Source organism: Nonomuraea sp. NPDC048916, from assembly GCF_040649575.1.
Taxonomy (GTDB): Bacteria; Actinomycetota; Actinomycetes; order Streptosporangiales; family Streptosporangiaceae; genus Nonomuraea.
Genome location: NZ_JBEZFS010000010.1, coordinates 158,338 through 170,967, shown reverse-complemented (window position 1 = coordinate 170,967; position 12,630 = coordinate 158,338). Strand labels below are relative to the sequence as shown.

Here is a 12,630-nt window from a genome sequence, read left to right as displayed (position 1 = left end):
TGATGTCGCGAAGATCCACCCTCCTGCTGGCCGGCTTCGTCCTGGCCTCGCTCAACCTGCGCCCCGCGCTCGCCGGGGTGTCACCGCTGCTCGACGAGATCATGACCGACGTGGGCCTGTCCCCCGCGGGCGGCGGGGCGATCACCACGGTCATGGTGGTCTGCCTCGGCGTGTTCGGGGTGGTCACGCCCGAGCTGGCCAGGAGGATCGGGCTCGACCGGACCCTGTTCGCCGGCCTGCTGCTGCTGGCCTTCGGAATCGTGCTGCGCACGGTCGACGGCGTCTTCTGCCTCTACCTGGGCGCCGCGCTGGCCGGCACGGCCATCGCCGTCATGAACGTGGCCATGCCCGGCGTGGTCAAGCAGCACTTCCCCGACCGCATCGGGCTCTACACCTCGATCTACGTCTCGGGTCTGGTGGTGGGGGCGGCCGCGGCCTCCGCGTTCGTGATCCCGCTGGAACGGGCCACCGGCTACGGCTGGCGCGGGGTGACGGCCATGATGGCGCTGCCGGCCCTGGCCGCCGCCCTGCTCTGGCTGCCCCAGGCGTACCGGCGGCAGGCGGGGCCGGCGGGCGGGCCGCGGCCCTTCGCCGCCCTGATAAGGAACAGGGTCACGTGGTACGTGACGGCCTTCATGGGCCTGCAGTCGCTGACCTTCTACATCGTGCTGGCCTGGTTGCCGACCATCTTCCAGGAGGCCGGGCTGCCCGCGGACCAGGCGGGCTACCTGCTCAGCCTGACCAACCTGACCCAGGTGGTGTCCACGCTGGCGGTGCCCGTACACGCGGGGCGCAGGCGGTCGCAGGTGCCGCACGTGGTGGTGGCGGCGCTGCTGACCGTCGCCGGCTACGCCGGGGTGCTCGTCGCGCCCACGACGACCCCGTGGCTGTGGATGATCGTGCTGGGCCTCGGACAGGGGGCGTCGATCTCGCTGGCGCTGCTCATCATCACGCTGCGGGCGCCGGACGCCTCGTCGGTGACGGCCCTGTCGGCGGTGGCCCAGTCGTGTGGCTACGCGCTCGCCGCGCTCGGGCCGTTGCTGATCGGCGTGCTCCGGCAGTCGTCGGGCGGCTGGACGGTGCCCCTGCTGGTCGCGATGGCGGCCTGCCTGGCGCAGCTCGTGGCCGGCGCCTTCGCGGGCCGGCCACGGCCCGACTAACGCAGCTCCGCCGCCTCGACCACGTTGGACAGCAGCAGCGCGCGGGTCATCGGGCCGACGCCGCCGGGGTTGGGCGTCAGGAAGCCCGCCACCTCGGCCACGTCGGGAGCCACGTCGCCGGCGATCTTGCCGTCGACCCGCGAGACGCCCACGTCGAGCACGGCGGCGCCGGGCTTGACCATGTCGCGGGTGATGAGGCCGGGCACCCCGGCGGCGGCCACCACGATGTCGGCCCGGCGCACGTGGCCGGCCAGGTCTTGGGTGCCGGTGTGGCACAGGGTGACGGTGGCGTTCTCGCTGCGCCGGGTCAGCAGCAGCCCCAGCGAGCGGCCCACCGTGATGCCGCGGCCGACCACGGCCACCTCGGTGCCCTTGATCGGCACGCCGTACTCCTGGAGGAGCAGCACGATGCCGTGGGGCGTGCAGGGCAGCGGGGCGTCGACCATGTGCACCAGCCGCCCGAGGTTGATCGGGTGCAGCCCGTCGGCGTCCTTGGCGGGGTCCATCCGCTCGAGCAGGGCCATCGTGTCGAGGTGTCTGGGCAGCGGCAACTGGACGATGTAGCCGGTGCACTCGGGGGAGGCGTTGAGCTCGTCGATCGCGGCCTCGACCTCGGCCTGCGTGGCGGTGGCCGGGAGGTCGACGCGGATGGAGGCGATGCCCACCTCGGCGCAGTCGCGGTGCTTGCCCGCCACGTAGATCTGGCTGCCCGGGTCGTCGCCGACCAGGACGGTGCCCAGGCCGGGTGTGATGCCGCGGGCTCGGAGCGCGGCCACCCTGGCCGCCAGGTCTGCCTTGATCCTTGCGGCGGTGGCCTTGCCGTCGAGTTTCACTGCGCTCATGTCACGCAATCCTTCCACGCCCGCGAGGGGGCCGGTGCCGGGGCCCTGCCGGACGTACTGACATCGTTGTCATTGATCTTGGAAACGCATAGTGTGACGCTCGCCGGACCCACGCCCCCCGAGGAGTTCTCTTGCCCGCACGCCTGCTCTTAGCGGAGCCGACGGACCTGTTCGTCGGTTCGGAGGCCGAGCCGCACCAGGTGTTGAAGGTCACAGTCACGCGGGGCGCCGTCGAGACACCCCTGGACGTCCAGGGGCGGGGAGTCTCGTGCGCGAAGGCGGTGAGCGTGCCCCCGGGGGTGGGCACGCTCACCCTGGAGGTGCCGCTGGCCGTGACGGCGCCGCCGGGCGACGCCGTCCCGTGCCGGGTCACGCTCGGCGACGAGACGCTGGAGGTCGAGGTCACCGCCGAGCGGCCCGGCTGGACGATGCACATGGTGTCGCACTTCCACTACGACCCGGTCTGGTGGAACACCCAGGCCGCCTACACCAGCCCCTGGGAGCTGCTCGCCGGCGACCCGACGACCCGGCCGCTGTGGGAGTGCAACGCGTTCGCGCTGGTCGAGGCGCATATCGAGCTGGCCCTGCGGGATCCCGACTACCGCTTCGTGCTGGCCGAGGTCGACTATCTGAAACCGTTCTTCGACACCCACCCCGAGCGGCGGGCCGACCTGCGGACGCTGCTCCGCGAGGGACGCGTGGAGCTGGTCGGCGGCACCTACAACGAGCCCAACACCAACCTGACCGGGGCCGAGACGACGATCCGCAACATCGTCTACGGCATCGGCTACCAGCGCGACATCCTCGGCGGCGATCCCCGCACGGCGTGGCAGCTCGACGTCTTCGGGCACGACCCGCAGTTTCCCGGCTACCTGGCCGCGGCCGGGCTGTCCGGCAGCGCGTGGGCGCGCGGGCCGTTCCACCAGTGGGGGCCGATCTCCAAGAACTTCGGGGCGGCCAAGGACGACGCCGCCCTGATGCAGTTTCCCAGCGAGTTCGAGTGGATCTCGCCGTCGGGGCTGGGCGTGCTGACCCACTACATGCCGGCGCACTACTCGGCCGGCTGGTGGATGGACTCGTCGCCGACGCTGGAGGAGGCGTCCGAAGCGGCCTACCGGCTCTACCGGTCGCTCAAGCCCGTCGCCGCCTCGCGGCACATCCTGCTGCCCGTCGGCACCGACTACACGCCGCCGAACAAGTGGGTGACCGACATCCACCGCTCCTGGGCCGAGCGTTACGTCTGGCCGCGCTTCGTGTGCAGCACGCCGAAGGACTTCCTTCAGGCCGTTCGGGGCGAAATATCAGCATTTAGTCCGCAGACGCGTGACATGAACCCTGTCTACACGGGCAAGGACGTCTCCTACATCGACACCAAGCAGGCCCAGCGCGCCGCCGAGGTGGCGGCCCTGGACGCCGAGCGGCTGTCGGCGTTCGCCGCGCTGCTCGGCCTCGGCCGCTACCCGCACACCGCGCTGGACAAGGTGTGGCGGCAACTCGCCTACGGAGCCCACCACGACGCGATCACCGGCTCCGAGTCCGACCAGGTCTACATCGACCTGCTCACCGGCTGGCGCGAGGCGCACGACCTCGCCGCCGACGCCCGCGACCGCGCCCTGGACGCCCTGACCGGCCGGATCGCCGTGGACGGGCCGAGCGTCGTGGTGACCAACACCCTGCCGTTCGCCCGCGACGGCCTGGTCAGGGTACGGCTCGCTCCCGGCCGGCGAGTCGGCGACGCCCCGGCCGTGTACGAAGACGGCACGCTGACCTTCCTGGCCCGCGACATCCCCTCGATGGGCTGGCGCGCCTACCCCCTCACCGACGGCGAAGCTGGCACCTGGCGGTCCCTCGACGGCACGACCATCGAGAACGAACGCTGGCGCGTCACCGCCGACCCGTCGCACGGCGGCGGCCTCACCTCGATCGTCGACCTGTCGAGCCGGCGCGAACTGCTCACCGGGCTGGGCAACGAGCTGCGCCTCTACGACGAATACCCCCAGCATCCCGACATGGGCGAAGGCCCCTGGCACCTCATGCCGACCGGCCGCGTCACCGGCTCCGGCGAGACCGAGGCACAGGCCGTACGAGCCGAGGTGAGCCCCCTCGGGCAGCGGCTGACCGTCACCGGCCGGGTCGGCGACCTCGCCTACGAGCAGGTGACCACCCTGCTGACCGGCTCCGAGCGGATCGACTTCAGCACCCGGATGCTCGACCACACCGGCGCCGACCGGCTGCTGAGGGTCCGCTTCCCGGCGCGGGTGGAGGGCGCGCTGCCGGTCTCCGACGTCGCGGGCGCCGTGGTCGGCCGCGGGTTCGCGCTGCCCGACGTGGACTCCGCCGAGCATCCGTGGACCCTGGACAACCCGGCCAACACCTGGTTCGGCCTGTCGGCCACCGCCAGGGTCGACCTCGGAGAGGCGGGCGCGCGGGCGCTCGGCGTCGCCGAGGTGGTCGTGCCCGGCCTGGACGACGCGCCCCTGGCCCGCGACCTGGTGGTGGCACTCGCCCGCGCGGGCGTGACCGCCACCACCTCGTCCGCGACCGGCACCCGCTACGGCTGGCTGGATGTCGACTCCAACCTGCCCGACGTGCGCGTCATCCTGGGCGGGCCCGACGACAACCCGCTCGCCGCCGAACTGCTCGACCGCAGCGACCCCGCCTACCGCGACGCGCTCAAGTCGGGCGCGCGGGTCGTCTGGGTGCCCGCCGAACGGCCGCTGACCGAGGTCTGGCAGCCGGGCGCCGACCTGCGCGACGTGCGCGCCCTGCCCGCCCTGATCGTCGCCGGACCGGTGCCGGCGGGGGTGTCCTTACTGGTCGACGACCTGGCCGACGCGACGATCGAGGCCGTCTGCCCACTGGGCGGCGAACGGCTCGAGGACCGGACCGTCGCCCTGCTGACGTACGGGCTGCCGGGCTTCGCGGTCGATCCGTCGGGGGCGCTGCACCTGTCGCTGATGCGCTCCTGCACGGGCTGGCCGTCGGGGGTCTGGCTCGACCCGCCCCACCGCACGGCGCCCGACGGATCGGCCTTCCAACTCCAGCACTGGACGCACGAGTTCTCGTACGCGCTGGCCGGCGGCGAGGGCGACTGGCGGGCCCGCACGCTGCCCGCGGCCGGCCAGGACTTCATCACCCCGCTGCTCCCCCGCGTCGTGGACGGGCCCGGCGGCGAGCTGCCGGCCGTCCACTCGCTCCTCGGCGTCGAGCCCGCCCGCGACGTGCTGCTCGGCACCCTCAAGGCCACCGGCAACCCGCACGCCCACGGCCTCGCCCACCACGACGACCTGGGCCTCACGATCCGGCTGGTCGAGTCGACCGGCCTCGGCTCGGCGGCCGAGCTCCACTCGCCGGTCCTGCCCCTCGACCGGCTGACCCGCTCGGACCTGCTGGAACGGCCCGGAGAGTCGGTGGACGACCTCGTCCTGAGCGGAGCGGAGGTCGCCACCTTCCTCGTCCCCGCCCCGCCGCCCGCGCCGGAAGTGGGAGCGGCCCATCCCGGCCGGCAGGCCCCGGCCGTGGAGGCACTGCCCGAGCTGGGAGTCACCGGCGAGGTGGCGCAGCCCGTCTACAGCCGGTACTGGCTGCACAACAAGGGGCCCGCTCCGCTCGGCTACCTGCCAGTGTCGATCGCCGTCACCCCCGGCCTGGTCACGCCGTCGGAGGCGTTCGAGGTGTCGGTGGTGGTCGCGTCACACCTGGTCGACGCGCCGCACGAGGGGGTGGTGGACCTGCTCGTCCCCGACGGCTGGACCGCCACGCCCACCCGGCGGGTCTTCCGCCTCGAAGCGGGCGGCCACCTGCGCTTCCCCGTGACCGTCACACCGTCCTCCGGCCGTGGCCCGCACTTCGTCTCGGCCCGCACGTCCGTGGGCGGCCAGCTCGTCGAGGACGTGACCACCGTCGTGCTCGGCCCCCTACCACCCGCCTCCGGCCCCCTGCCGGCCCCGGGCCAGGCGATCCACGGCACCCGGGCCACCGAGGGCCCCGCCACGGGCCTTTCCGTCTCGCCGGTCGGGGAGTCGCTCTCCCTCCGTCCCGGTGACCGCGCCTCGATCCAGGTACGGCTCACGAACGGCACCGCCGGCGAGATCAGGGGCGAGGCCCAGCTCGCCGCCCCGTGGGGCACCTGGGACCTGCTGCCCGAGGTCATCCGGGGCTTCAGCCTGCCGCCGGGCGAGTCGGCGAACGTCGGCTTCCCCGTCGAGGTGCCCGAGGACGCGCCGGCCGGGCACGCGTGGGCCATGGTCAAGGTCATGTGGTTCGGCCGCTGCCAGTACACCCCCGCCATCCGCCTGGAGGTGACCCGATGACCCCCCGGAGACCGACCGCGACCGATCCCGCGGTCGGACCCGAGGCCGGGCCTGGACGCGCCCCGGTCGGCCCGGCGGTCGATCCCGGGGACGGACCAGCGGTCGATCCCGGGGACGGACCGGTGATCAGGCCCGGGGGCGAACCGGTGATCGATCCCCAGGGCGGGCCGGTGATCGGGCCCGGGGACGGACCGGTGATCGGATGGGTCGGCGGCCGGGCGATCCCGAGAGAGCGGCTGGATCGGCGAATCGGCGAGCTGCGCGGCGGCCCGCTGGCCGGGGCACTGCCCACGCCCGGGAGCTCCGAGGACCGGCAGCTGGCCCGGTGGATGGCCCAGGTCATTTTGACCGAGGCGCTCTGCGAGGACGAGGGGGCGGCCCGTGGCCTCGCGCCGGTCGAGGGCGGCCCGCTCGACCGGGTGGCGGCCGTGGAGCTGGGCTCCATCAACGCCTCCGCCTACAACGGCAGCCCCTGGGTGCGCGCGGTATTCGAGGACGTCACGGCGGCGGTGGACGTACCCCCCGAGTGGCGCCGTCCCGGACTCCCCGACCCGCGCACCACCGAAACGCCACCGGCCCCCGACCCGCGCACCACCGAAACGCGACCGGCTCCCGTCCCGCGACCGACGCCGGCGCGGCGGGCCCCAGAGGCGCGACGGGCCGAGGCATCGTCGGTCCCCGAACGACCGCCCGCATTGGCGCGGACGGGCGCCGGGGCCGAGCGGTTCGCCGTGTGGCATGGGTTGTTTCGCGACCGCGCCCGGGCGGCGGAGGCCACTGCCGGTGACCTCGAACCCCTGGGCGCCGTGACGCTGGGATCCCTGCCCGCGGCCATCGCGCGAGCCCTGCGCGCCGCGCCCGAAGGTGCGCTGGTGGGGCCGGTGGAGGACCCACTGGGCTGGCACGTCGCGATCGCCCGCCCGGAGCCCGTCCCGCCGCCGGAGCGGGCCGACGACTTGCCGGAGGGCGCGGCGCGGCGACGCGCGTTCGCCCGCTGGCTCGACCAGCAGCGTGCCGAAAGGATCCGACTCGTGCCCGGTCTCGAACATCCTGGCGACCCCCGCCAGCCCGACAACCACCACAAGCACTGATGTCCCGCGTCCTCGCCGTCGACATCGGAGGGACCAAGCTCGCCGCCGCGCTGGTGGACGAGGCCGGTTCCGTCTCGCGTTCCGCCACTCGCCCGACGCCGCGTACGGACGTCATGTCCGCGCTCGCGGATCTCATCGGCGAGGTGAGCGGCGGGGAGCCGGTCCCGGAGGCGGCCGGGATCGGCTGCGCCGGGCCGCTGGACCTGGCCGCCGGGACCGTCAGCCCGGTGAACATGCCCAGCTGGCGCGGCTTCCCGGTGCGCGACGAGGTGCGGCGGCTGACCGGGCTGCCGACCGTGCTGGCGGGTGACGCGCAGTGCTTCGCGCTCGGCGAGCACTGGCTGGGCGCCGGCCGTGGCAGCGCGTCGCTGCTCGGGATCGTGGTGTCCACCGGCATCGGCGGCGGGCTGGTGATCGACGGCGCGCCGCTGCTCGGCCCCACCGGCAATGCCGGGCATGTCGGTCACATGACCGTGGACCCGTACGGCGAACGATGCGAGTGCGGCGGGCGCGGCTGCGTCGAGCGCTACTCCAGCGGCCCCAACCTGGTGCGCTGGGCGCTGGGCAACGGCTGGAAGGCGCCGGACGGATCCCCCGCCGACGCGCGGGCGCTGGCCCGCGACGCCGCGGCGGGAGAGCCTGTCGCGGTGGCGGCGTTCGAGCGGGGGGCCAGGGCGCTCGCCGGGATGATCGCCTCGACGGCGGCAGCCGCGGAGGTGACCAGCGTCGTCATCGGCGGCGGCGTCTCGGCGGCCGGGCCCGTCCTGTTCGAGCCGTTGACACGGGCGCTGGACGACGTGGCGGGGCTGGCGTTCGTCAGGGCGGTGCGGGTGCGGCCGTCGACGCTCGGAGTGCGGGCCGCGCTGGCCGGGGCCGCCAAGCTGGCCTGGGACTATTCGCGCTCGGCGAGCTGAGCCTCGCGCCGCTCGATGATCCTTCGAGTGAACGGGATGACCTCGACGACACGACCACCGAGGTAGGCGCCGGCCAGGCCCAGGGCCAGAAGCGCGATGGGGTTGGTGGCCAGTCCGTTCACGGTCACGAACGTGTGCAGGATCGAGTCAAACAGCGCCATAAGGGGACTCCGCAGGAATAAACAGACGGCGAGGCACATAGATTAACCGCACTCGCCGTCCGTTCGCTGCCTACTCGGCCGAAGAGCCCACGCTCAGTGGAAGAAGTGACGCGTCCCGGTGAAGTAGAGCGTGACGCCCGCTTTCCGCGCCGCGTCGACGACCTCCTCGTCGCGTACGGATCCGCCCGGCTCCACGATGGCCTTGACCCCGGCCTCGATGAGCACCTGCGGACCGTCGGCGAACGGGAAGAACGCGTCGGACGCCGCCACCGAGCCCTCGGCGCGCTCACCGGCGCGGGTGACCGCCAGGCGGCACGAGTCGACCCGGTTGACCTGCCCCATCCCGACGCCCACGGTCGCTCCGCCGGACGCCAGCAGGATGGCGTTGGACTTCACCGACCGGCAGGCCCGCCAGGCGAAGGCCAGGTCGGACAGCATCTCCGGCGTGGCCGGCGGCCCCGCCTTGAGCTCCCACTGCTCGGGCGCGTCTCCCGGCGCGCTGACCCGGTCGGCCTGCTGCACCAGCAGGCCCCCGTCGATCCTGCGGAACTCCGCCGGGTTGGCGGGCCCCTGCGGGCAGACGAGGAGCCGGATGTTCTTCTTCCGTGTGAGCACCTCCAGCGCCTCGGGCTCGTACGACGGCGCCACCACGACCTCGGTGAACACCTCGGCGATCTGCCCGGCCAGCCCGGCCGTCACCGCGGCGTTGACCGCGATCACGCCGCCGTAGGCCGACACCGGGTCGCAGGCGTGGGCCTTGCGATGGGCCTCGGCCACGTCGGCGCCCACCGCGATGCCACACGGGTTCTGATGCTTGATGATCGCCACGCAGGGCTCGGTGAAGTCCCACGCCGCGCGCCAGGCCGCGTCGGCGTCGAGGTAGTTGTTGTAGGACATCTCCTTGCCGTGCAGCTGCTCGGCGTTGGCCAGCCCGCCCGAGCCGGAGCTGTAGAGCGCGGCGGCCTGGTGGGGATTCTCGCCGTAGCGGAGCGTCGACTCGAGCTGCCAGGTGGCCCCCATGAACTCCGGCCAGTCGCCCTCGGGCGCGTAGACGTTGCCGAACCAGGACGCGACCGCCACGTCGTAGGCGGCGGTCTGGGCGTAGGCGATGCCCGCCAGCCGCCTGCGCTCCGCCAGGGTGAACCCGCCCTCGCGCAGCGCGGCCAGCACGTCGCCGTAGCGGCCGGGGTCGACGACGACCGCGCAGGCGTTGTGGTTCTTGGCGGCGCCGCGGATCATCGCGGGCCCGCCGATGTCGATCTGCTCGACGCACTCCGCGTCGGACGCCCCCGAGGCCACCGTCTCCTGGAACGGGTAGAGGTTGACCACGACCAGCTGGAACGGGTCGATCTCCAGCTCCTCGAGCTGGGTCACGTGACTCGGCTTGGACAGGTCGGCCAGCAGGCCCGCGTGCACGCGCGGGTGCAGCGTCTTGACCCGGCCGTCGAGGCACTCGGGGAATCCGGTCAGCTGCTCGACCTTGGTCACCGGGACACCGTAGGACGCGATCGCGGCGGCGGTGCCGCCCGTCGACACGATCTCCACGTCCGCGGCGTCGAGCGCCCTGGCCAGCTCTTCGAGGCCTGACTTGTCGTACACCGCGATCAACGCGCGCCTGATGGCGATGCGGGTCACGTGGATCCCCCTCCTGGTTGGTTGCCGATGCGGACCGTACGTCCGCTGACCGTCCAGCCCTCCCGGGCCATCCGGCCGACGATCTCGACGAGCAGGCGGCGCTCGACGGTCTTGATGCGCTCGTGCAGGACGGCCTCGTCGTCGTCGGGCAGCACCGTCACGGCCTCCTGGGCGACGATCGGCCCGGTGTCGACGCCGGCGTCGGCCAGCATCACCGTGCAGCCCGTCACCTTGACCCCGTGGGCGAGCGCGTCACGTACTCCGTGTGCCCCGGGAAAGGACGGCAGCAACGCCGGATGGGTGTTGAGCACGGGGAAGGCGTCGAGCGTCGGCGAGCCGAGGATCTTCATGAAACCCGCCGACACCACCAGATCGGGCTCGTACGACGCGATCCTGGCCGCGATCGCCCTGTCCCAATCCGGACGCGACGCGTGATCACCCATTTTCTCGACGAAAGTCGGCACACCGGCTCGTGAAGCCCTGGCGAGCCCTTCGATCCCTTCCCGGTCCGCGCCCACGGCGACCACGCGGGCGCCATAGGACGGGTCGGCGGAAGCGTCCAGCAGGGCCTGTAGGTTGGTTCCAGAGCCGGAGACGAGGACGACGAGCCGCCCAGCCTTTGACACGCAACACTCCAATGGAAAACCGGGGTGGGGCTGCAAGCGTATCCGCTCCTCGCCCGGTCACGCAGAGGAGGTCAGGTGTCGACACCGGTGCAGGCACCGGCGGGTCAGCAACCCGCCGATGCCGCGAGCCGCCGCGCGATCTGGTTGTCCATCGCCGCGCTGGCGATGACGTTCATGCTGCCGCTCGCCGGCCTGGTGATGGCGGCGTTCGCCATCATGGCCGGCGCCCGGGCCATCCCGCTGCTGAAGACCGCGGGCAAGCCGACCGGGGTCGCCGTGGGCAGCATCGTGGTGTCCTCGATCGCCCTCACGCTCTCGGCTCTGGCCACGGCGATGCAGCTCTATCTGATGGACGAATACTCGGCCTACCAGGAGTGCATGAAGAGCGCGGGCACCGTCTCCTCGCAGGGTGACTGCTTCACCCAGTTCAGAGAGGCGGCCCAGAAGAAGCTGCCGCCCGACGTGCTCGACGTCCTGGGCTCCGTGCAGCCCTGAGCAGTGGCCTACCCGGGCTCCGGGCCGGTCAGGGTGGCCATCGCGCGATCGGGCTCCCAGTGGGCGCGGATGGACGTGATGAGGCCCGCGTCGTCGACCGTGTAGACGATCACGCAGTCGACCGTCATGGTCGTGCCGCCGTCCATGGTCATGGTGATGGCGGCGACGTTGGCACAGCACGGCCCGTTGGCGAAGGAATCGCTGACGTGGAAGCGGAACGCGCGCACCGAGCCGATGTAGACGTCCCAGAATGTGCCGATCTCGTCGTGGCCACGGTGCCCTTTGCCCTCAGGATCGAGCATCGAGGGGCCGACGGGATCCTCCACGAGGGCGTCCGGGCCGAACAGGCTCAGCCAGTCGGATCTGCGCCCGGTGACGACGGCGGTCATGGACGCCTGGGCCGCCCGGCGCGCGGCATGGTCGCCGTCCGGCGCGTCCCAGGTGACGGCGGTGGAATCGGTCACCTCGAAACTGTAACCCGTTCTTGTTTGCCGGGTTAAGGGGTGGCTTTGGAGATCACCGATTCGGCGAACCGCTCGAGGTGCTCGATCTTCTTGGTGAGCGGCTCCGTGTCCGGCCCTTTGATGTACGGCATCCGGAATCCGACGATCAGGTCGGTGACGCCCTTGTCGGCCAGCCGCCGCACCCCGTCCACGGTGTAGGCGTCGTAGGAGATCACGTGCACCTCGAAGGGCCGCTCGGCCGTGCCCTCCTCGGCGCGCAGGGCGGCCAGCCTGGCGAGCAGCGCGTCCAGCTCGCCGGCGTCGCCCCCGCCGTGCATCCAGCCGTCACCGAGGCGGGCGGCCCGGCGCAGCGCAGCGTCGCTGTGCCCGCCCACCAGGACGGGAATCGGCTCGGTGGGGGCCGGAGACATCTTCACCGGCGGCAGGTCGTAGAACTCGCCGTGATACTCGAAGTAGCCGCCGCTCGTCAGGCCGCGGAACATCTCGATGGCCTCGTCCATCCGCTTTCCGCGCCGCTCCCATGGCACACCCATGACCGCGAAGTCCTCGGGCCACGGGCTGAGCCCGACGCCGAGGCCGAGCCGGTTTCCGGTGAGGCAGGCGATCGAGCTCGCCTGCTTGGCGACCAGCACCGGCGGGCGAACCGGCAGCTTGAGCACGAACGGCGTGAACCGAATCGTCGACGTCACCGCCCCCATGGCCGCGACCAGGACGAACGTCTCGATGAAGCTCTTGTCCTCGAGGAAGGCGCGGTCGCCGTCCGCCGTGTACGGATAGCTCGCGTCTGACTCCTTCGGATACACGAGGGAGTCCGCGACGCTGAAGCTCGCGTAGCCCGCCGCCTCGGCGGCCCGAGCCAGCGGGAGATAGTACGACGGATCGGTCATGGCCTCGGCATAGGTGAACCGCATGCAAGGAGCGTAATAGAA

11 protein-coding genes are annotated in these 12,630 nt (G+C 72.5%); 5 read left to right on the top strand and 6 right to left on the bottom strand.

The window, feature by feature from the left end:
* Positions 1–2: 2 nt before the first annotated feature.
* Complete coding sequence (locus AB0C16_RS12715; protein WP_357681915.1) at positions 3–1,160, top strand: MFS transporter; 1,158 nt, start codon at positions 3–5, stop codon at positions 1,158–1,160.
* Here the strand turns inward: AB0C16_RS12715 and AB0C16_RS12710 are convergent.
* Positions 1,157–2,002 (bottom strand): bifunctional methylenetetrahydrofolate dehydrogenase/methenyltetrahydrofolate cyclohydrolase, encoded by an 846-nt coding sequence (locus AB0C16_RS12710; protein WP_357681913.1) that lies wholly within the window; start codon positions 2,000–2,002, stop codon positions 1,157–1,159. The two genes, AB0C16_RS12715 and AB0C16_RS12710, sit on opposite strands and share 4 nt — an antisense overlap.
* A gap of 131 nt (positions 2,003–2,133) precedes the next feature.
* On the opposite strand from AB0C16_RS12710, the gene AB0C16_RS12705 reads away from it, so the two are divergent.
* The 3 genes from AB0C16_RS12705 to AB0C16_RS12695 all read left to right on the top strand — a co-directional run bounded on the left by AB0C16_RS12705 (position 2,134) and on the right by AB0C16_RS12695 (position 8,320).
* Complete coding sequence (locus AB0C16_RS12705; RefSeq protein ID WP_357681911.1) at positions 2,134–6,315, top strand: glycoside hydrolase family 38 C-terminal domain-containing protein; 4,182 nt, start codon at positions 2,134–2,136, stop codon at positions 6,313–6,315.
* A gap of 194 nt (positions 6,316–6,509) precedes the next feature.
* On the top strand, positions 6,510–7,406 hold the full coding sequence (locus AB0C16_RS12700; protein WP_357681909.1) for a hypothetical protein: 897 nt from the start codon (positions 6,510–6,512) through the stop codon (positions 7,404–7,406).
* Positions 7,406–8,320 (top strand): ROK family protein, encoded by a 915-nt coding sequence (locus AB0C16_RS12695; protein ID WP_357681907.1) that lies wholly within the window; start codon positions 7,406–7,408, stop codon positions 8,318–8,320. Before AB0C16_RS12700 ends, AB0C16_RS12695 begins: the two co-directional genes overlap by 1 nt.
* On the opposite strand, the gene AB0C16_RS12690 is transcribed toward AB0C16_RS12695, so the two are convergent.
* The 3 genes from AB0C16_RS12690 to purN all read right to left on the bottom strand — a co-directional run bounded on the left by AB0C16_RS12690 (position 8,299) and on the right by purN (position 10,742).
* Positions 8,299–8,481, bottom strand: a complete 183-nt coding sequence (locus AB0C16_RS12690) for a hypothetical protein (RefSeq protein WP_357681905.1) — start codon at positions 8,479–8,481, stop codon at positions 8,299–8,301. The two genes, AB0C16_RS12695 and AB0C16_RS12690, sit on opposite strands and share 22 nt — an antisense overlap.
* Before the next feature lie 93 nt (positions 8,482–8,574).
* Positions 8,575–10,116: a bifunctional phosphoribosylaminoimidazolecarboxamide formyltransferase/IMP cyclohydrolase gene (gene purH, locus AB0C16_RS12685; RefSeq protein WP_357681903.1), complete on the bottom strand. Its 1,542-nt coding sequence runs from the start codon at positions 10,114–10,116 to the stop codon at positions 8,575–8,577.
* A complete protein-coding gene (purN, locus tag AB0C16_RS12680; RefSeq protein ID WP_357681901.1) occupies positions 10,113–10,742 on the bottom strand; it encodes a phosphoribosylglycinamide formyltransferase in 630 nt (209 codons plus the stop codon). Before purN ends, purH begins: the two co-directional genes overlap by 4 nt.
* A 75-nt stretch (positions 10,743–10,817) precedes the next feature.
* On the opposite strand from purN, the gene AB0C16_RS12675 reads away from it, so the two are divergent.
* On the top strand, positions 10,818–11,237 hold the full coding sequence (locus tag AB0C16_RS12675) for a hypothetical protein (RefSeq protein ID WP_357681899.1): 420 nt from the start codon (positions 10,818–10,820) through the stop codon (positions 11,235–11,237).
* 8 nt (positions 11,238–11,245) lie between these two features.
* On the opposite strand, the gene AB0C16_RS12670 is transcribed toward AB0C16_RS12675, so the two are convergent.
* Entirely contained in the window at positions 11,246–11,701 is a 456-nt protein-coding gene (locus tag AB0C16_RS12670) for a nuclear transport factor 2 family protein (protein WP_357681897.1), read from the bottom strand.
* A 32-nt stretch (positions 11,702–11,733) separates the two neighbouring features.
* A complete protein-coding gene (locus AB0C16_RS12665; RefSeq protein ID WP_357681895.1) occupies positions 11,734–12,612 on the bottom strand; it encodes a TIGR03619 family F420-dependent LLM class oxidoreductase in 879 nt (292 codons plus the stop codon).
* Positions 12,613–12,630 lie beyond the last annotated feature (18 nt).

What these genes read in the sequence shown, in the direction of transcription:
- AB0C16_RS12665 (WP_357681895.1), bottom strand. Translation starts at nt 12,612, where the DNA reads ATGCGGTTCACCTATGCCGAGGCCATGACCGATCCGTCGTACTATCTC.
- AB0C16_RS12715 (WP_357681915.1), top strand. Translation starts at nt 3, where the DNA reads ATGTCGCGAAGATCCACCCTCCTGCTGGCCGGCTTCGTCCTGGCCTCG.
- AB0C16_RS12695 (WP_357681907.1), top strand. Translation starts at nt 7,406, where the DNA reads ATGTCCCGCGTCCTCGCCGTCGACATCGGAGGGACCAAGCTCGCCGCC.
- AB0C16_RS12710 (WP_357681913.1), bottom strand. Translation starts at nt 2,002, where the DNA reads ATGAGCGCAGTGAAACTCGACGGCAAGGCCACCGCCGCAAGGATCAAG.
- AB0C16_RS12690 (WP_357681905.1), bottom strand. Translation starts at nt 8,481, where the DNA reads ATGGCGCTGTTTGACTCGATCCTGCACACGTTCGTGACCGTGAACGGA.